Below are 19155 nucleotides of genomic sequence, written 5' to 3'. Positions count from 1 at the left end.
TAATATGTTTTCCTGCCCTGCTTACCTGCACTACCAAACTTTCACTTCATTCATAATCACGCTATGAAACACTTTGTACCAATCGCACTTATGTGCTTGACGAGTATGGCTGCTGTAGGGCAAGGCCAGGCGCTAACGGGGCAGGTGCTCGACGCGGCCGGTAAGCCGGTAGTAGGCGCCACGGTTGTCGAGAAAGGCACCAACAATGGTACGGGCACGGGCGCCGATGGCCGCTTTACGCTCCGTGCCCGCTCCCAGTCGCCAAAACTAGTGGTAAGCTCCATCGGGTTTGCTAGCCAGGAAGTAAGCGCCAGTGGCGGTGCGGTAACCATACGCTTAGCCGAGGCTAGCACCAGCCTCGACGCCGTGCAAGTAGTAGGCTCGCGCAGCCAGAACCGCTCCGTTACCGATTCACCCTCGCCGGTCGACGTAATCGACATTCGGGAGGTGACGGCCAAAACCGGCCAGCTCGATGTAAACCAGTTGCTGCAATTCGTGGCACCGTCCTTCAACTCCAACCGCCAAACCGGCTCCGACGGTGCCGACCACGTAGACCCGGCCACTCTGCGCGGCCTCGGCCCCGACCAAACCCTGGTACTGGTGAACGGCAAGCGGCAGCACCAGTCGGCGCTCGTGAACTTGTTTGGCTCGCGGGGCCGGGGCAACACCGGCACCGACCTGAACGTGATTCCGGCAGCCAGTATCGAGCGGATCGAGATTCTGCGCGATGGGGCGGCTGCTCAGTACGGCTCCGACGCCATTGCTGGCGTTATCAACATCGTGCTCAAGAAGAGTGTGAACGAGCTGACCGTAAGCACCAACTATGGCGCCTACGACGCCAAGTACCGCTTCGACGACAAGAATTTTGATGGCGGTAATTTCAATGCCAACGTCAACTACGGCGTTGGGGTGGGGCAGAACGGCGGCTTCGTAAACGCCACCCTCGACTACAACCAGCGCGAGCACACGCAGCGCGCTAACGTACCCGCCGAGGATGGCATTGCCCGCCGCCAATACGGCGACCCGGAGGTGAAAAACGCGGCGGCTTATGTCAACGCCAAATTTCCGCTAAGCAACAAAGCCCACATCTACACCTTTGGGGGAGTAAACAAACGCGGCGGCGACGCTTATGCTTGGACGCGCTTTGCCGACGATGACCGCAACGTGCCGTCCATCTATCCCAATGGCTACGACCCCATTATTACCAGCGATATTTGGGATGGTTCGGCGGTGGTGGGCTTGCGCCTGCTAGCCGGCGACTGGGACCTGGACCTGAGCAACAACTTCGGTTCCAACCGGTTCGAGTACGGCGTGCGCAACACGCTCAACGCTTCGTTGGGCGCTAGCTCACCGACGTCGTTTGATGCGGGTGGTTTCCAGTTGCAGCAGGATGTGATAGGGCTTAGCGCTACCCGCAACTACAAAACCGTACTGCAAGGCTTGAACGTGGCCGTTGGGGCAGAGTATCGGCGGGAATGGTACTCGTTGTTTGCCGGCGAAGAGGCTTCCTACCGCAACTACGACCCGGCCGGTACGCCTGACTCGCTCAGAAAAGCGGCTGGCTCACAAGGCTTCCCCGGCTTTCAGCCTACCGATGCCATTAAAGCCAAGCGCAGCAACATAGGCGCCTACGTGGATACCGAGCTAAGCGTAACGCAACGCTGGCTACTGGCCGCCGCCCTGCGCTACGAACACTACAGCGACTTCGGGAGCACCCTCAACTTCAAAGTAGCTACCCGCTACAACCTGACTGAGTTTCTGACGCTGCGCGGCACCTACAGTACCGGTTTCCGGGCGCCTTCGCTGGCGCAAGTCAACTTCAACTCCACTTTCACCAACTTCATTGGTGGGCAGCCCGTGGAAGTGCTGCTGGCCCGCAATAACAGCGCCGTCACGCAGAAACTAGGCATTCCAAGACTCAAACAGGAAACCTCGAACAGCGCCAATATTGGCTTAACTAGTCGGTTGGGTTCGTCGTTGAGTTTGACCCTGGACGGCTATTACATCAAGATCGACGACCGGGTGGTACTGACCAGTCAGTTTTCTTCGGAGGACCCCGTAATCGGCGCCGACTTGCAGGCCCTGAACGTAGGGCAGGCGCAGTTCTTTGCCAATGCCGCTTCCACCAAGTCGTTGGGGTTGGATGCCGTATTGAGCCACACGCTTACACTCGGCAGCGGCCGCCTGAATTCCATACTAGCCGCCAACTTCAACCGCCTGCGCATCGACCGGGTGCAGACTTCGGGCCGGCTGGCCGGGCGTGAAGACGACTTTTTCGGTCCGCGCGAGCAAGCCTTCGTGAAGGCCTCGGCCCCGCCGTCCAAAATCAACCTCACCTTCGATTATCAGATGGGCCGCTTTGGGGCGCTTCTGCGGTTTGTGCGTTTCGCCGAGGTGACGCTGATTGACTACGACGGCGAAGAGCAGGTATACACGCCGCGTACCACCACCGACCTTTCGCTCAGCTACGCCCTCACCGACCATTTGCAGCTGTCGGTGGGCAGTTCCAACCTGTTCAATAAATACCCCACGTTCTTCAACCCGCAGGTCACCGAAACCGGTGGCGCTTGGGATCCGGTGCAGATGGGCTCGAACGGCCGGTTTTACTTTGCTAAATTGCAGGCCCGTTTCTAAGCAGGTGCCAGCCAAGAATCATCTGTCATCCTGACGAAGGAAGGACCTTATTCCCACGGAACGACTGTCGTACCAACGACTTGTTCAATGGGGATAAGGTCTCTCCGCTTTATACGCGGAATATTCGTTAGGATGACTGGTATTTTCCAGCTGCTGCCAAACCCAAACTGATAAACTAGACATGAGAATTCGCTCCACTACCGTACTCGGTGTACGCCACAATGGCGAAGTTGCCCTCGGCGCCGACGGTCAGGCGACAATGGATAAGCACGTAGCGAAAAGCAACGTGCGCAAGGTCCGCAAGCTCCAGGATGGCAAAGTCGTGACTGGTTTTGCCGGCTCCACGGCCGACGCCTTCATGCTGCTCGACAAGTTCGAGGAGAAGCTCAACGGCTACGGCGGCAACCTGCGCCGCGCCGCTATTGAGCTAGCCAAGGAGTGGCGCAAAGACCAGTACCTGCGCAAGCTCGAAGCCATGATGGTGGTAGCCGACCGTGACGAACTGCTCATCATTGCCGGCTCCGGCGACGTGCTCGAACCCGATTCCGAAGTGGCCGCCATCGGCTCGGGCGCCATGTATGCCCAAGCCGCCGCGCTGGCCCTCAAGAAGCACGCCCCGCACCTGACGGCGCGCCAAATGGTGGAAGATGCTCTGCACATTGCCGCCGACATCTGCATCTACACCAACCACAATTTAATGATTGAGCAGCCGGTCTAAGGCTGTATTTGCAAGCAACCCAGGCGCAATTGTGCGCTATTCAGAATCTTCGATATACCATTCAAATATTGAACGATTCCACGCTGCAATTTGATTGTATTCCGCACACCCACAATTACTGAACCTACGATTCGATGAACGTAACAAACTTCCTCAAGCACCATTACCGCCACTTCAACGCTGCTGCTCTGATTGATGCCGCCGAAGGCTACAACAAGCACCTCGCCGAAGGGGGCAAGATGATGATAACGCTGGCTGGCGCCATGAGCACCGCCGAAATGGGCATCCAGTTGGCCGAGCTGATTCGGCAGGACAAGGTGCAAATCATCAGCTGCACCGGTGCCAACTTGGAAGAAGATATCTTCAACCTGGTAGCCCACGACTTCTACGAGCGGGTACCGCATTACCGCGACCTAACGGCTGCCGACGAGCAAGCCCTGCTGGAGCGCCACATGAACCGCGTAACTGACACCTGTATTCCCGAAGAAGAGGCCATGCGCCGTTTGGAGCACTCGGTGCTGAAGTTCTGGGAGCAGGCCGATAAGGCCGGCGAGCGGTACTTCCCCCACGAGTTCTTCTACCAGATTCTGCGCTCGGGTGAGCTGGAGCAATACTACCAGATCGACCCGAAGGACAGCTGGATGCTGGCTGCCGCCGAGAAAAACCTGCCGATCATCTGCCCCGGTTGGGAAGACTCCACCCTGGGCAACATCTTCGCGGGTCACGTCATCTCGGGTGACATCAAGAACGTGCACACCGTGCGCACCGGCATCGAGTACATGATTTACTTGGCCGAGTGGTACACCGAGCAAGCCACCGAAGAAAGCAAAGTAGGCTTCTTCCAGATTGGCGGCGGCATTGCCGGCGACTTCCCCATCTGTGTAGTGCCCATGTTGCACCAAGATTTGCAGCGCACCAGCGTGCCGCTGTGGGGCTATTTCTGCCAGATTTCGGATTCCACTACTTCGTATGGTTCGTACTCCGGTGCTGTACCGAACGAGAAAATTACCTGGGGCAAGCTGGGTCAAGACACGCCCAAATTCATCATCGAGTCGGATGCTACCATTGTAGCGCCGCTGGTATTTGCTATGGTGCTGGGGCAATAATTGCTGTCAACGCAATAAGTAAAACGCCCGCCGCTGAAGCTTCAGCGGCGGGCGTTTCTGCGTTTGAGCAGGTAGCCTTGGTCTAGCGGACCCGCGTTGGAGTGGCGGGGCGGGCGCCGCGGGCCTGCTTCTGCATTTCCTGCTTCTGCTGCTTTTGCTGCTTCATGGCGGCCACAAATGTCGACCAGTTGGCGGCGTACATGGTGATGACAAAGACCAAAAAGGTCACTACATAGCCTAGGGCAAATGCCATGAAGCCGCACCACAGACGGCGGGCTAGGCCCAGGGTGGTGTGGGCCAGCACGCTGCTGTAGGCCCAGGTAGAGTAGGCCACCACCGGCACCACAAACCACAGGCTAACCGTGTAATACTGGGGCGTGCCACTGGCCCAGTACAGCACCGGCAGAAACAGCACGGCAAAAAAGTTGCAGATGGCAATAATGAAGGCGGCAATAATGAGGCACTCGGCGTAGTTGTAGCCGCTGCGCCGCAAAAACCAGCGTGCAAACAGCGCCCATACCGGCACCGAAGCCACATAAAACCAACTCAGGTACTTCATCATGAACGTCATAGACGTTTTCTGCATCTGATACACGGCCTCCGGCATGTTGGAGTCTCTGGGCATCACCATCTCTATGTGCAGCACCGAGTGCAGCAGGGCATACAGACCCGTCACCATGAATAGCAGCGATAAGGGCCGGAAATGGTCGACGCGCTTGCCCGCCAAGTAGGCCTGGATGGTGGGGCCGGGCCGAAGCACCATGCATTTAAGCGTATACAGAATGCCCTTGTCCACGTGCCAGATGGAGTGGAGGATGTCGTGGGGCATGTCCTTCAGGGTGAGGCGGTGCGTATGATGCGCATCCTGCCCACAGTGCCCGCAGAATCGGTCAGACACCAGCGTATTGCAATTCAGGCAGGCCGTGGGGACGTGGTGTACAGTGGTGTCTAGAGCTGCACTATGTACCGAGTGGGCTAGTTTAGGGTCGAGAGCAATGGGTACGGTAGAAGTTGGATGCATAGCCGATGTGAGTGAATGTGTTTGAATTAAAGTTACTTAAAGCACAATAGCAAGTAAAAAATCCCGCCCCTGAAATCAGCAGCGGGATTTTTTACTTGCTATTGCAAGCTCATCTATGCAAAGCGGCGTACAATGAAACTAGAAATTGCAGGCGTCATTGGTGTTGGTTAGTTCGGCCTAACGTGCGCTGAGGAATTTGGCGTAGCGCAAAGGAGGCAATCCATAGCTGCCGATGGAATAGCCTTCGTTCATTTCTACCACCAGGGTAGTGCCTTGGTCAGTAACGCCAATATCTAGGGCGTAAGCCTTTGGCGCATCTTGGTAAGCAGCAACGGCCGCTTCCACTACAGCAGGATTGAACTGCACGCGCCAGTCGCCTCGGTAGGGTTGAACTGCTAGCACTTCACCGTAGCGCACAAAGCAGCGCCACTCCGCAAGGAAACGTACCGGCTCGGCACACCATACGGGCGTATTTTCGGCTTGGTCGCCGCAGCCTATTAAGTCGCGGAAGTGCCGAACGAGCACTCCTGTAAATTTCTTGCGGGCCAACACGGGCTTTACAAATACGGGCCACTGGGTAGGGTCGGCAGCAATGGCATTAATGGTTGATTGCCACATGCGCCGGCCCAGAAAAGGCTGCAGACTTTCTGGATAATCGAGTACGGGTGGCACGGAGCAGTTCAAGGCCCGCAAGGCATCTTCTACATCATCAACATGGCTCACAACGATGTCAGCTGGGTCGTCGTGTGGTAGCTCCGTGAGCTTCTCAAACAGAATAACTTCCCAACCCATTTGCTTGAACCCATCAGCCGCGGCATAACAGTTGGTATTGTCCCATTCACCGGAACCGTCTTGCTTGATATAAGCACGCATTAATGACAGAAGTATTGTTTTGAACAAAGAGAATAGGCCTTACTAAACTCAACCACACCAAAGTATGCATATGCGCTGTGCTTGCCGTATTTATAGGGTCATGCGCCAACAAAAAAGCCTCCCTGTGTGTGCGGGAGGCTTTTTTGTATGTCGTTAGTGGCTAGACTTAGATTCCCGAAGTATTTAGCCACAGTTTCAGGCCGGGAGTGGCGGCGTTGGTGCGCTCAACAAAAGCCTGGATTCGTTCAGCCGGACCCTGATAGTTGGCTAGGAAAACCAGCGCCCTCGTTCCCGCTGGAACCTGCGGTGGTTTTAGGAAACCATATTCAGTGATGGTGAATTGCGGGTAGGTACCTGGGGTCAGGGTGAGCGGAGTAGCGCCGAGTTGCAGTAGAGAGTCGCGCAGCACCCTTGCCGATACTTCCGTTGGAGGAAGGGAGGTAGTGGCGTATCCCCAAATGATATGGGGGGGCTGAAACCGCAACTCGGGCGTAGACACTTCCACAACGTCCGGGTCATTGCTGCGCAAGATGAGGTAGTCATCCTGTAGCTCTAGCACGCCCATGGTGCTTTTGTTGCCCACCTTCAACTGCAGCGTGTAGGTGCCAGTAGCCAACTCGGAAATATCAACGGATGAGTTGGCAGGGCCGGTGGACGTGGTGCAGACGCCATTGGGTTCTGTAACTCCACTAAAGGTGAAATTTAGCTGCTTTTCGTCTAGTCTGTAGCCGGTAGTAAGGTTGTAGTTAGCGCACTGATACTGATGATCATCATGAAAATTGAGACGCAGCTGGTGCCCTGGTCCGGCCTTGGCCTCCGTTGCACTCATCCACACACGGCCGCTAATACCCGAATCTGGCTCAGGCGCTGCTGGTTTCTCACAACTGCTAATAAGTAGCGTTGATAAAAGGAGAGAGGGAAAAAGAAAAAGTTTGTACTTGTTAAACATGTAGCTGTTGACTGCTATATAGTGCGGCTAAGGTGCCACGGTGTAGAGCCGAGAATCTGGTAGAAGGTTGCATAGCTACCCCGCAATATTCATTGCTAATGTGCAATCTTCAGGATATCAGGCAATTTGTTTTATAGCAAATCTTCGGCCAGTGTTTTCCAGAAATCGAAAAGAAGATAAAGCTGCCGTATACCCTGTTGCTTAGTAGTCCCCGCTACCTTTGCTTGGCATGCCACCATTGCCTTTCAGCTATGAGCCTCGACTCCGCCAGCTTTTTCCAGTACACGCCCGAAACCGAGAAAACCACCATCTATGTCCAAACCCCCGACGGTGAGGATATGGAGCCGTGTGATGCCTTGCTGGTAGCCCAAACCAAGCACCAGAAACTGTACATCACCTTGGAGAGAAAGCGCCGCTACCTCTTGTACACCCAACTTCCCGACTCCGACGAAATCGAAATGGAGTTTCTGCAGGATTATGAGGAAGTGGAGGTCCTCATGGAAGATGCTGGCCTCGACGGTATCCACGATGGCGAGCAAGGTATCGTCTATCATAATCTGCTATTTCTGTTGATGAACCCGTACTAGCACGAGCAGTTAAGGGCTGATACACCTTACGCACCACCTTCTGGCCAACAGACAAAAGCCCGCCACTGTGCACAGTGACGGGCTTTTGTCTGTTGGCTAGGAGACACTACGCTTCCACGAAATTGGTGGCGGTAGCCTGTTCTTGCCACTGCTGCTTATCCTGCTGCACGGCGGCTATCTTCTGCTCGGCTAGCTGGTAGGCATCTGCGCCCAAGAACAGGTGGAGCGGTTGCTGTTCGGTTTCGCTCATCTGAATCAGGAGGGCAGCAGCTTTTTCCGGGTCGCCGGGTTGATTGCCGTTGATTTGCTGCTGGTGGCTGGCCTGGGAGTCGCGCACGGCCTGGTACTCGTGTATCGGGTGCTGGGGCGTACCCAACGAACCACCCGTCAGGAAATCAGTACGGAAATAGCCGGGATATACCACGCTGGCCTGCACCCCAAATTCCTGCACCTCGGCCGCGTACGATTCGGTAAGGCCTGCAACGGCAAACTTGGTAGCGCAGTAGATGCCCCAACCGGGAAAATTGCCCGTGAAGCCTCCCACGGAAGAGATATTGAAGACGCGGCCCGCGCCCTGCTGCCGCAGGTGAGGCGTGGCTTGGCGCAGCACATGCAGCAAGCCAAACACGTTAACGTCAAAGTTTTTGCGGGACTCTTGGTCGGAAAGCTCTTCTATGGCGCCGAGCTGCCCGTAGCCTGCATTGTTCACTACTACATCAAGCCCGCCGAGGGTGCTGATGGTGGTGGCTATGGCTTGTTGCACGCTTTCCTCGTTGCCGAGGTCCATGTGCAGGGGTAAGAACCGACCGTCACTAGGCGGCACGGCTTGTTTCAGTTCCTCCAGGTTGCGGGAGGTCGCCGCCACCGAGTAGCCATGGGCCAGTAGCTGTTGTACCAAGGTCAGACCTAGGCCCTTCGAGGCGCCGGTCACGAACCAGATGTTCTTGGAATTCATGCTCTTGATAGGTTTCGTTGTAAGAAAGAGAATCGTGTAAGGCTAAGCTTCCGAATAAGTAGAGCATAAGAAAAAGCAATTGAAAAGTGAGCAAGTAGGGGTAGAGACGGTTGGGACTGCTTTTTACCGTACGCGGAAAGCAAAAAGTCAGATTTACCCAGCGCCAGAGGTAGCGCCACTTTTCTAAGCTTGTGTGCTGCTACTCCGCAAATTCAGTGGAGACGGTAAGGGCTTGCCACGCCTGCATCTCCCGTCCGAAGGTTTCGAGCTTCTGCGTGGCTCGCCGGTAAGCATCTGGGCCGAGCAGCAGATGCAGCGGCGGATTAGCTTCGGAGGTAACTTGAATGATGGCGGCGGCAGCTTTTTCCGGGTCGCCAATCTGCGCACCGTTCATGGCTAGGTATTTTTCGTGCGAGGCGCGCACAGTTTCATAAGCTGCAATAGGCTGCTGCGGCAAACTTAAAGACTCAGGCGTGAGGAAGTTGGTGCGGAAGGCGCCCGGCGCCACTACAGTTACCTTAATCCCAAACGAGGCTACGTCTTGCGCCAGCACTTCCGAGAAGCCTTCCATGGCAAACTTGGTGGCCGCATAAATAGCCCAGCCAGTGGCCGCGCTGATACCCGCAATAGAGGAAATATTAATGATGTGGCCCGCACCCGCCTCGCGCAGATGCGGCAGCGCTTTCCGAATGACGTTGAGTGCCCCGAACACATTCACGTCGAAGGCTTGGCGCGTTTCTGCGTCGGTTAGTTCTTCGATGCTGCCGCCAATGCCGTAGCCCGCATTGTTGACTACCACATCTATGCGGCCAAAGGTGCGGATAGCTTGCTCAATGCCCTGCTGCACACTTGCTTCATCGGCCAGATCGATTTGCAGAGGCAGAAAAGCAGGGGAGGCAGTGCCTACTGCCTGCACGAGGCTGGCCTGCTTGCGGGAAGTGGCCGCTACGTGGTGGCCTTCGCGCAGCAGCCGTTTCACCAGCGTAAGGCCAAGGCCTTGCGAAGCGCCGGTGACAAACCAAATTTTGGGGTTGTTCATAGCTTGCTCTGTTTGTACAGTGCAAAACTAGAGCAGTTAGGAGCCTAGGTGCTTACCGCAATCAAACCAATGCTTGCAAAAATCAAACAGTGCGTATGGCCGATGGCGTAGTGCCCGCTCGTTTCTTGAAAAAGTTGCTGAAGTGGGCCGGTTCCTCGAAGCCCAGCGAATAGCTTATCTCCGATACGTTCCAGGCGGTGTGCTTCAACAAAGCGTGGGCTTCCTGCACAAGGCGGTCGGCAATAAGCTGGGAAGTGGTTTTGCCGGTTACTTCTTTCAGCGCCCGGTTCAGGTGGTTGACATGCACGGCCAATTGCCCGGCAAAGGCGTTGGCGTTGCGCAGCCGCACTTGCTGCCCCGGCGACTCAATCGGGAATTGGCGCTCCAGGAGCTCCGTAAACAGCGAAGCAATGCGCGTAGCGGCGCTGCTGTCCTGGTAGAGCGTGGCCGCGGGTTGCAGCTTCATGGCACTGTGCACCAGCTCCAACACATACGCGCGCAGCAAGTCGTACTTGAACGTGTAACTGGACTCTAATTCAACAAACATTTTCTCGAACAGCAGCTTGCATTCTGCTAGCTGCTTGTCGTTCAACGAGTAAAGCGGTTGACCGCCAGGTTTGAACATCGGCAAATCGAGCATGCTGGCGTTCAATGGACGTTGTAAGAAGGCCTCCGTGAAGATGCAGAAGTAGCCCGTTTGCTGATCGTCGAGCGGCTCCCAATCATAGGGTACCATGGGGTTGGCAAACAGCAGCGCGTTGCCCCGAACTTCCACCGTCTTGTCGGCAAAGTGGTAGTTGCTGCGGCCCGTAACGAGCGTGATTTTGTAGAAGTCTTTGCGACTATAGGGCAGGTGGCTGGCTTTGGGCCCCACGAAATCATCGAGCCGAAACACGTTGAAGTGGCCGATATCCTGCTTCAGGTTTTCGGGCATCCAGTGGATTTTGGTTTGGTAGAATTCTTCGAGGCTGATTGGCTTAGACATAAACCAAAGTTACGCAATTCAAACTATAGCAACTTCCTATTGCTTTGCTGGTATCTAACCTACAACCCGCTACCTTGGTTTCTCTAGCTCTATCAGCCTGCTTATGCCCACGACAACCATCCCCAAGAAACTGCTGGCCCGCCAGCACGAAATAACCGCCGATTTTTTGCGCGCCGTGGACCAGCACCTAGCCGATGTGGTGGCCGGCCGCGCCACCGAAATGCTGGAAATCAGAGACTTTGCCGACCAACTGCACATTCATCCCACGCACCTTAGCAACACCATTAAGCTCACTACGGGCAACTCGCCGTGTTACTATTTTGAGGCGCGCATCATGGACGTGTCCCGACAACTCCTACGCGACACCAACCGGTCTGTAGCCGACATTGCCGCTAATCTCACCTACGACCCTTCCAACTTCACCAAGTTCTTCAAGCACTTTGAAGGCTGCACGCCCAAACAGTACCGGGAACAAGTATGGGCGGAGCGCCATACTGGCTTTGTTGGAAGTACCTCCTCTAACGCTATTTAATATGGCGAATAATGAGTGCGAACGATAAATTAGAAGTACGTTTTTAATTACTAAATCGGCTCATGCTAATTCAGTAGTACCTTGAGCTTTTCATTAAATATTTCTAAACAGTGAATTCTGATCTTTTTGACCATGCAGGTGCCTATGTTAAATCAGGCAACTTAAAACAAGCTATTGATCAAGCAGAATTAAAGCTCAGAGGTTTAGACGAAACGTATTTTCATCCTATACTTGGGTCCAATTTGCTTCATCAGAGCGAAGAGGTAGTCAACTGGATTGATAGCTTCTACAGTGAAGTCTCGCAGAAGCGGCCTGTGCATGCCCTGTACTTCGAGATGAACGGGTTCGACATCAATACTGATCAATGGTACATTGATGGATTTGCTTATGAAGAGGCTGGTACAAGTGAAGATGTAGATTGGCTCGCAGATTGGAAGGAAGATATGGCGACACATCAGCCTTTTGTATTAACCGGTTTCGAGCTAATGCAAGAAGCATTTGAAGCTTATATGGATGAGGAGGAGCCTGATGAATTGGAGGAAGCGCGTGACCTAGCCGAACTATTAGTGGTTTTACGGCTACAAGAGCTGCTAGCTCAAGTGCATCAAGTAGCGAAAATTAAAAAGCTAGCATGGGGTATAGTTCCCTTATTTGCCACAGCTCATGACTATGATATAGTATTTGAATCCAAATAGAAAGGTTAGCAATATCCTTTTCCAAACAGTAGTAGAAAAATACGCTATGGGTATGTATTTGTAAAAGCAGCAGTTAAACGGGCGTTTACGAGACAAAAACGGAAACTGTCACCATTTAAACTGAAGCTGTCACCATGCAAACGGTGAGTGGGGGCACCACCTTTGTGCTGTTATCTTAATCCCTGTAAGCATGAGCACAAACAAGATAGCCCTGGTAACCGGCGGGAGCCGCGGCCTCGGCAAAAACAGCGCCCTGAAACTGGCTGAGGCCGGCCATGACCTCATCATCACGTACCGCACCAAAGAGGCGGAAGCCCACGACGTAGTAGCTCAGATAGAAGCCCTTGGCCGTAAAGCCGTAGCTCTGCCACTGGATACCAGCAAAGTTGCTACGTTTCCGGCGTTTGTTGAAGTGGTTACGCAGCACTTGCAGCAAACCTGGAGCCGCAACACCTTCGATTACCTCGTCAATAATGCGGGTATTGATTCCAGTGCTCTTTTCCCAGAAACGACGGAAGAGGCCTTCGACAACCTGATGAACGTGCACTTCAAGGGCGTCTACTTCCTGACGCAGGCACTACTATCGTTGCTAGCCGATGGGGGCGGCATCGTGAACTTCTCTACGGGTTTGGCTCGCTTCACTACGCCGGGGTATTCGGCCTACGCCTCTATGAAAGGCGCGGTGGAAGTTCTGACAAAGTATATGGCCAAGGAACTAGGCAGCCGGGGCATTCGGGCCAACGTGGTGGCTCCGGGCATCATCAAAACCGACTTCACGGCGGCGGCTCGGGAGGCGCATCCAGAACTCGAGCAATATATGTCTTCCCAAACAGCCCTGGGCCGCATCGGGGAGCCCGATGATATTGGGAGCGTAGTAGCTTTTCTGTGCTCCGACGCTGCCCGCTGGGTGAATGCGCAGCGCATTGAGGCATCGGGTGGGTATTCACTGTAAGCTTACGTTGAAGCTGCGTACTGTCGCAGAGTCAGTAGTGGCAGCTGGCGGCATAGTGCATTACTTTCTTAACCATAAAAAAGCCCTCATCCGTAGAAGATGAGGGCTTTTTTATGGTAAGCGAGCTAGCTAGTAGCAGGGGGCGCTTAGAAGCGGAACAGCGGGCGAGCCGGGTTCCAGATGCCCCACGGAATCATTAGGAGAACCAAGATCAGCGCTATTAGAAACCAAGTGAAGGCTTTCTTGTGCTTTAGCACTGGGTCAGTGGCTTTCTTGGAAAGAGTACGACCAATTTGCGCCGCAACTACTGCTAAAATCATAGTGGCAATGTGCTCGACGCCCCAGAAGCGACCCACTGGGTCTTTCATGACTGCTCCACCGGCCGTTTCAAATGCCTTCAGTCCGTAGGGGCTCAAGCCCAGATACAGAATCAGGCCTAGCAGCAGTTGTAGGTGCATCGAGCCCACGAAGGCAGCACCCATGCCATTGTCGGCGCCTACCCACGCCCGGCGGCCCTGCCAGCCTCCAAAGGCCCGGAAAAGGGCAATCAAACCGAAAACGACCACCAGCCAGCGCGACCAGGAGTGTAGAATAAGTACAGCAGAGTACATAAGCGAGAGAATGGTTGTTGGAAGCGGTAAAGGTAAATCACGGATTGCAACCAACTTGGTTGAGCTGCCCAGGCGCAGGAAAAATATCGGTGTCGGCTAGGGCATGCCGCCAAACCGGGCGCGTTGGTATGTCGGCAACCTAGCAGAAGCTTGCTTGGTATTCCGCTTGATTGAACCGAGGCCGAACGCTAAAACAGCAGAGGCGCCTTATTGTGTTTGTGGCCTTCCAGTGTGAAGCACTTCTCACGCACAAACAACTCGTTTTCCTGCCGCAGAATGGTGATGTTGTTGATGCTAATCTTGAGGTTGAAGGTCTCCTGGTTGAGGTATTGCAGCACGGGACCGAGCAGCTCGGGCGTGGTGTCGTGCAGGGCCAGCGAAATATGAGGGAGCCAGCAGTCGGGTCCGCTGAACTTGTCGGTGCGCAGGCAAAGGGGCTTGGTAGCTTGCAGAATGCGCTGGTGCAAGTGGTTGAGCTCGTTGGAGCGCAGCACCGGAATATAGATAACCGGATTGGGTCCCGGAAACAGGCCCAAGCCGGTGGTATGCACCACAAAAGGGGAGGTGTGGCGAGCTACATCGCGCAGCACCTGGTTGAGGGCCGAGAGCTTGCGCACGCCTGCCAGTTGGTACGTAATGTGCGGATCGGCCGTGGCCTGCACATCGTCGAGCCCAAATTCCGTTTCCAGGCTTTTGATAATGCGGTTAATCCGCTCGGCGTTCTGCGGATTTAGCAGGGAGGTTATGGCAAGCATTGGCGCTTCAAAAGCAAGTTCGAGAACAAGGTGGAACGTGAAACGGAGCGGTTCTCCAGTCTGCTGCGTGCGGCAAGATAATGGGCCGCCGTTTGGATGCAAGGATCAAGTTACTGAGTCCCGAAGAAGAGAAATACACGTTGCGTCTGCTACCCTAGCTACTGGCCAGGCTCTCAGCCTGCTCTTTAACTCGAAACACTCACACTTGGTTGGAAGCGTTTTGCATCTGCTGCGTGAATTGTTCGCTCTGCCCACGCGGAATACTAAGCGTTTGCCACTCCGCGCCGCGCAGTGCTTTGGCCTGCACTACAATCTGCCCCACGTGGTAGGCGTAGTGCATTACCTGCCGCTGTATGGCTGCTAGCACGGTATACGCTTCGCCACGAATCCTGACGGTGCGAAGTAAATCGGTGGGTTGCAGGGCATCGAGCAAGTCGAAGAGCAGCAGCCAGGCCTCGGCCCATTGGGTTTGCAGCGTAGCTACAGTTTCCAGCGAGGTAGGCTCTATGAATTCTTTGTCGCGCTGGCGGTTGGGCTTTTCCCCATCGGAGGTAAAAAACTGAGTGAAGCGGGAGTTGAGGTTGCCCACCATGTGCTGCACAATGACGGCAATGCTGTTGCACTCGGGGGCAGGCACGTGCAGCCAATCAACCGGCGAAAGTTGCGCCAGGGCCCGGTCAGCCAATGATTTGTAGCTTCGGAAGCTATGGCGGAACGAGGCAAGAAGAGTTTCGGCAAGCTGGGCAGTATCGGACATGGCGGCTGGCTTAAGAAGTTATCGGTCTATCAGGCTCGAACGTACTAGGCAGCTATTGATGGAGCGCGTGGTAGGATGCGCATGGGAAGAGCCCCGAAGCACGTAGTAGTGAAGATAGCCAAGCGAGACGTAATGCGAGGTAGGCTCGGCGGCGCTTAGTCGCGTAGCTCGACTGTATTCAGTCTGTAGTCCAACCAAAACGCGCTTGTCTTTCGTATGCGCATGCCAACACTGAATCGTGATAGACTCCTCTCTTCCCCCTGTCCGCGAAGTTGCCCGCTCGTCCGGCCCAAAGCCGTGGCTGCGGGCAGGGCTTTGGATAGCGGTGACGTTGCTGGTGGTACTCACTATTGCCCTGTCTATGCTCGACCCTTGGCTGCGCCGAACGCTGGAAAAACAGACAGCCAAAGCCAGCCAGGGCCAATACCATTTGGTAATTGAAGACCTACGCACGCACCTTTGGTCGCGTACGGTGGTGCTCCGGGGCGTGCATCTGCGCTCAGTTGCTGGTGCAAAATCGGGCTCAACCCAACTGCCCGGCCTTTCGCTTGATGTAGCCCGGCTGCGCGTAGCCGGAATAGGAGTAGTAGCGGCCCTGCGCCGGCAGGAGGTACCGCTGGACAGCCTACTGCTAACAGGAGTACAGCTACAGCTAGGAGAGATGCCGCCTACTCCGAAGGACAGGGTAACGCAACCACTCTACCAGCGCCTGCCGCTCGGGCTGCCAGGCCTGCGCGTCGGCTATCTGGCGCTACAACGCCTGAAAGCACGTTACGGCAACCCCCAGCAAACCCAGGCACAGGTAGAGCAAGCCACCCTCATAGCCCACGATGTATACCTAAGCGCCGCCGGTGCGGCCGACACCACCCGGCTTGGGTATGCGGCGGCACTATCAGCGGACGTGCGCACTGTGCTGGCGCGACTACCAGGCCACGTGGTACGGCTGCAACACGGCGGATTCTCTTCCGCTAGCCAGCGCCTCACCCTCGATTCTGTGCGCCTCGTGCCGCTGCAAGCCATCAGCAACCAACGCACCCGCAATGCCCGCGCCGACATAACCCTGCCCCACCTTGTACTTACCGGGCTACAAGCTGCTGGCTTGCCACGGGGCCGCTTTCTGGCCGATGACTTGCACCTGGCGGGGCTGCGCCTGCTGGCAACCATGCCAGGCGTACCGCCGCCACCCTTGCACAAGGTGGTGGCACCGTATCTGCCTAGCTTCCGGCTGCGGCAGTTCCGCGTCACCAACGCCAAGATGCAGTTGATGGGGCTAGAGTTGGCGCCGGCGGTGCGAGGCGTAAACCTCACGGGCACCAACATTCACTTGCAACCCGACATCCAAGGCCAACTCTTCTACGCCCGTGCCTGGACCCTACGCACCGGCCAAGCGCGCCTTGCCCTCGATGCCCCGTATTACCGCTTGGCGCTGCAAGCCATAAGCGCTGACACCCGCCGCCGCCAGTTAGAGCTCACGAACGTAGCCATGGCGCCCACTATGTCGGTGGCGGCATTGGCGCGCGGCAAGGGGCACCAGTCGGCGCACGTGCGGGTACGCGTGCCGCAGATGCGAGTGAGCGGGCTCGATATAGAAGCGCTGCTGGAAAAAGGTGATCTGTTGGCGCAGCAGTTCGAAGTCAGGAAGGCATGGGTACTAACCGAAAGTGACGGCCGATTTCCTCTTAACCCCAACCAGTCGGTGGCGACGCCCGATGCCATTGGGCGGTTACCGTTTCGGGTAGACGTGCGCCAAGTACGCTTCACCGACTTAGGCATCCGAATGAGCTACCGTTCACCCCGAAGTGCCCAGCCCGGCGTAATGGCCATGCAGCAACTCAACGGCGTACTTTCCAACGTCAGCAACAACCCACGCCGCATGAGCACTGCCCATCCCATGACCGGGCAAGTAACGGGCCGGGTACAGCAACTAGGCGCTGCGCAACTCAGCCTGCGGGCCAATGTGCTCGACCCCAGCGGTGTCCATACCATTAGTGGCCGTTTCGCAGGCGTTCCGTTAGCCATACTCAACCCCATGATCCTCCCAACCCGCGGCCTACGCCTGCGCAGCGGGCAAATTGAACAGATGCGTTTTCAAATGCAGCTCAACCGCCAAAAGGCACAAGGCACGCTGTGGGCTGAGTACCACGACCTCAAGCTGCAGCTGCTAAACCGCGAAAACCGCCCCGGCATCCTGCACCGCCTCGAAACATCGGTGGTCAACGGAGTCTTCCTGCGTGACAACAACCCCCGCAAGCCAGGCGAGGAACTGAAGCCGGGAAAGGTGAACTCGCGTCGGGAATTGCGCTACTCGGTGTTCTCGCTGTGGCGGCAGGGACTGGTAAGCGGCATGCTCAACAGCGCGGGCGTGCCCGAGGGACTAGCCAAAAAGCTGAGTGAAATGGAATAGGGGAGTGCACGGGCTCCTACCATACTCATGGGCGCAAGCTGAACAATTACAGTAGTTGTTGCTTTATGTACTGTTCAGTTTTAAACGCCCTCGGTTGCAAGCCTACCTAGTTTCTTATGGCTGTTTTAAGTCCCCCTTGGCACATCCGTTCGAAAGCAAGCCTTGCCCATGCAGGTAGGGTGCTTCGGTGTTAATTTTATAGGTTTTTTAACTGGACTGTTGTTTGTGCACGCACTAATTTTAGCGCCGCAAATTTTATTTTTCAATTCAACTATCTGATTCTAACCCGCAAGCAAAGCAGGGAAGGCTCACAACACCGAATAATTGAACTATTGGTTGTTTCAATCCATTTGCCACATCACCTGGGCGTAACCTTTGTATCGTCCTCAACCGTACTAATTTTTACTTACTACTTCCTCTCTTTGCTTTCTTTCCTGTATGTCTGAACTTCTATTTGACATCAATCTGCAAGAGATGCCTGACGACTATTTGACTGGGGAATGGTGCGTAGAAGACCGTGTGCTGAACCGCAACAATCCGGATAGCCCACTGGCTCGCGCCACCAAACTTTCTTTGCAGCCCGGTAGGTTGCAAGTGCATGCTCCTGATACTGAAAACTCAGGCCAGTGGAGCATGGAGCGCGATAATTTGCTGAATCGTCCTTATCTGGAATTGCAGTTGCTGCAAGAAGAAACTCGGGCTCTTATCACGCGTCTGCGCCGCTCTACCGATGGCTTACAGAGTCAGCTTAACTTGTATTTTCAGTCGGGCATGGAACTCCAGCTTGCCCGTCCTTGCTAATTGCCGTTGTAAATGAGCGCTACCATTTCCACTGAACAAAGCCTGCGCCAGCAGGCCGAAGAGCAATTTCATTTTCTTGCTGATTTCATTCCCCAGCTGGTGTGGTTCACCGACCCCACGGGTTTCCATACCTATTTCAATCAGCGCTGGACCGACTTCACGGGCTACACCCTCGCCGATAGTGTCGGGCCCGATATGTGGAACAACCTGTTGCACCCCGACGACCGGCAGCGGGCCCGCCAGGTGTGGGGCCACTCCCTAGCCACCGGCGAGTTCTACGAAATCGAGTACCGCTTCAAAAGCAAAGACGGTAGCTACCGCTGGTTTTTGGGCCAAGCCCGCCCCCAATTCAACACAGACGGCACCATCAAGCAGTGGTTTGGTACCTGCACCGACATCCAGGAGCAAAAAGAAATTGAGTTTGCCCTGCGCAAACGCGAGCAGGAGCTAGAACGCGCCTATGCTGACTTAGAAGTGAAGGTGACCTTCCGCAACTTGGAGCTAGAGCGCGAAGTGCAAGCCTTGCGTCAGCAAGTAGGCAAGTAGTTTCACCTACAAAGAAAGAGGGCGGTTCCAGCACGGAGCCGCCCTCTTTCTGTGTGATAGGCGTCTTGAAATCCCAAACCAAACAACAGTTCAAGGGGTGGTACCAGTACTTAGCTCAACCTAACGCACGTAGCGGATAGCAGCAGTGTAACGAAGTACTGATTGCAGCTAAGCCGCTTTGATAACTAAAGCAGTAAACATCTAGCAGCGCCTAGCGTTCTGGCTGTAGCTTTTC

At 55.2% G+C, this 19155-nt stretch carries 19 protein-coding genes; 10 read left to right on the top strand and 9 right to left on the bottom strand.

Annotated elements, in window-relative coordinates; translation table 11 throughout:
- Positions 1 to 105 precede the first annotated feature (105 nt).
- The 3 genes from P1X16_RS12810 to P1X16_RS12800 all read left to right on the top strand — a co-directional run bounded on the left by P1X16_RS12810 (position 106) and on the right by P1X16_RS12800 (position 4458).
- Complete coding sequence (locus P1X16_RS12810) at positions 106 to 2634, top strand: TonB-dependent receptor (RefSeq protein WP_277229281.1); 2529 nt, start codon at positions 106 to 108, stop codon at positions 2632 to 2634.
- Between the two features lie 181 nt (positions 2635 to 2815).
- Positions 2816 to 3352 carry an ATP-dependent protease subunit HslV gene (hslV, locus tag P1X16_RS12805; RefSeq protein WP_277229280.1) on the top strand — a complete coding sequence of 179 codons (537 nt, stop codon included), beginning with the start codon at positions 2816 to 2818 and terminating at the stop codon, positions 3350 to 3352.
- A gap of 134 nt (positions 3353 to 3486) precedes the next feature.
- Positions 3487 to 4458 (top strand): deoxyhypusine synthase family protein, encoded by a 972-nt coding sequence (locus P1X16_RS12800; protein ID WP_277229279.1) that lies wholly within the window; start codon positions 3487 to 3489, stop codon positions 4456 to 4458.
- An 82-nt stretch (positions 4459 to 4540) separates the two neighbouring features.
- On the opposite strand, the gene P1X16_RS12795 is transcribed toward P1X16_RS12800, so the two are convergent.
- The 3 genes from P1X16_RS12795 to P1X16_RS12785 form a co-directional block, all read right to left on the bottom strand.
- Positions 4541 to 5479: a DUF3667 domain-containing protein gene (locus P1X16_RS12795; RefSeq protein ID WP_277229278.1), complete on the bottom strand. Its 939-nt coding sequence runs from the start codon at positions 5477 to 5479 to the stop codon at positions 4541 to 4543.
- A 177-nt stretch (positions 5480 to 5656) separates the two neighbouring features.
- Positions 5657 to 6352, bottom strand: coding sequence for an ATP-grasp domain-containing protein (locus P1X16_RS12790; RefSeq protein WP_277229277.1), 696 nt, complete (start codon positions 6350 to 6352; stop codon positions 5657 to 5659).
- Between the two features lie 166 nt (positions 6353 to 6518).
- Entirely contained in the window at positions 6519 to 7181 is a 663-nt protein-coding gene (locus P1X16_RS12785) for a hypothetical protein (protein ID WP_277229276.1), read from the bottom strand.
- A 371-nt stretch (positions 7182 to 7552) separates the two neighbouring features.
- Between P1X16_RS12785 and P1X16_RS12780 the strand changes: the two genes are divergently transcribed.
- Positions 7553 to 7888, top strand: coding sequence for a hypothetical protein (locus tag P1X16_RS12780; RefSeq protein ID WP_277229275.1), 336 nt, complete (start codon positions 7553 to 7555; stop codon positions 7886 to 7888).
- 106 nt (positions 7889 to 7994) lie between these two features.
- On the opposite strand, the gene P1X16_RS12775 is transcribed toward P1X16_RS12780, so the two are convergent.
- From P1X16_RS12775 to P1X16_RS12765, 3 genes are all read right to left on the bottom strand, one after another.
- Entirely contained in the window at positions 7995 to 8843 is an 849-nt protein-coding gene (locus P1X16_RS12775; protein WP_277229274.1) for an SDR family oxidoreductase, read from the bottom strand.
- 199 nt (positions 8844 to 9042) lie between these two features.
- Positions 9043 to 9882, bottom strand: a complete 840-nt coding sequence (locus tag P1X16_RS12770; RefSeq protein WP_277229273.1) for an oxidoreductase — start codon at positions 9880 to 9882, stop codon at positions 9043 to 9045.
- 82 nt (positions 9883 to 9964) lie between these two features.
- On the bottom strand, positions 9965 to 10867 hold the full coding sequence (locus tag P1X16_RS12765) for a helix-turn-helix domain-containing protein (protein ID WP_277229272.1): 903 nt from the start codon (positions 10865 to 10867) through the stop codon (positions 9965 to 9967).
- Between the two features lie 103 nt (positions 10868 to 10970).
- Here P1X16_RS12765 and P1X16_RS12760 point away from each other — a divergent pair, with 103 nt between their 5' ends.
- The 3 genes from P1X16_RS12760 to P1X16_RS12750 all read left to right on the top strand — a co-directional run bounded on the left by P1X16_RS12760 (position 10971) and on the right by P1X16_RS12750 (position 13046).
- Positions 10971 to 11399 (top strand): AraC family transcriptional regulator, encoded by a 429-nt coding sequence (locus tag P1X16_RS12760; RefSeq protein WP_277229271.1) that lies wholly within the window; start codon positions 10971 to 10973, stop codon positions 11397 to 11399.
- 110 nt (positions 11400 to 11509) lie between these two features.
- Positions 11510 to 12094, top strand: coding sequence for a hypothetical protein (locus tag P1X16_RS12755; RefSeq protein ID WP_277229270.1), 585 nt, complete (start codon positions 11510 to 11512; stop codon positions 12092 to 12094).
- 190 nt (positions 12095 to 12284) lie between these two features.
- The gene (locus tag P1X16_RS12750) at positions 12285 to 13046 is read left to right on the top strand and encodes an SDR family oxidoreductase (RefSeq protein ID WP_277229269.1); all 762 of its coding nucleotides are present in this window, start codon (positions 12285 to 12287) and stop codon (positions 13044 to 13046) included.
- Between the two features lie 146 nt (positions 13047 to 13192).
- On the opposite strand, the gene P1X16_RS12745 is transcribed toward P1X16_RS12750, so the two are convergent.
- From P1X16_RS12745 to P1X16_RS12735, 3 genes are all read right to left on the bottom strand, one after another.
- Entirely contained in the window at positions 13193 to 13657 is a 465-nt protein-coding gene (locus P1X16_RS12745) for a hypothetical protein (RefSeq protein WP_277229268.1), read from the bottom strand.
- Between the two features lie 188 nt (positions 13658 to 13845).
- A complete protein-coding gene (locus tag P1X16_RS12740) occupies positions 13846 to 14412 on the bottom strand; it encodes a 2'-5' RNA ligase family protein (protein ID WP_277229267.1) in 567 nt (188 codons plus the stop codon).
- Positions 14413 to 14611: 199 nt separating this feature from the next.
- A complete protein-coding gene (locus P1X16_RS12735) occupies positions 14612 to 15169 on the bottom strand; it encodes a DUF1572 family protein (RefSeq protein WP_277229266.1) in 558 nt (185 codons plus the stop codon).
- A gap of 238 nt (positions 15170 to 15407) precedes the next feature.
- Here P1X16_RS12735 and P1X16_RS12730 point away from each other — a divergent pair, with 238 nt between their 5' ends.
- From P1X16_RS12730 to P1X16_RS12720, 3 genes are all read left to right on the top strand, one after another.
- On the top strand, positions 15408 to 17573 hold the full coding sequence (locus tag P1X16_RS12730; RefSeq protein ID WP_277229265.1) for a DUF748 domain-containing protein: 2166 nt from the start codon (positions 15408 to 15410) through the stop codon (positions 17571 to 17573).
- A 438-nt stretch (positions 17574 to 18011) separates the two neighbouring features.
- Positions 18012 to 18374, top strand: a complete 363-nt coding sequence (locus P1X16_RS12725; RefSeq protein ID WP_277229264.1) for a hypothetical protein — start codon at positions 18012 to 18014, stop codon at positions 18372 to 18374.
- 12 nt (positions 18375 to 18386) lie between these two features.
- Positions 18387 to 18920, top strand: a complete 534-nt coding sequence (locus P1X16_RS12720; RefSeq protein WP_277229263.1) for a PAS domain-containing protein — start codon at positions 18387 to 18389, stop codon at positions 18918 to 18920.
- Positions 18921 to 19155: the final 235 nt, after the last annotated feature.

Origin of the sequence: Hymenobacter sp. YC55 (assembly GCF_029433095.1) — a bacterium.
Classification (GTDB): Bacteria; Bacteroidota; Bacteroidia; order Cytophagales; family Hymenobacteraceae; genus Hymenobacter.
The sequence above is the reverse complement of the archived record's forward strand: the minus strand, read 5'-3'. Positions and strand labels throughout refer to the sequence as shown.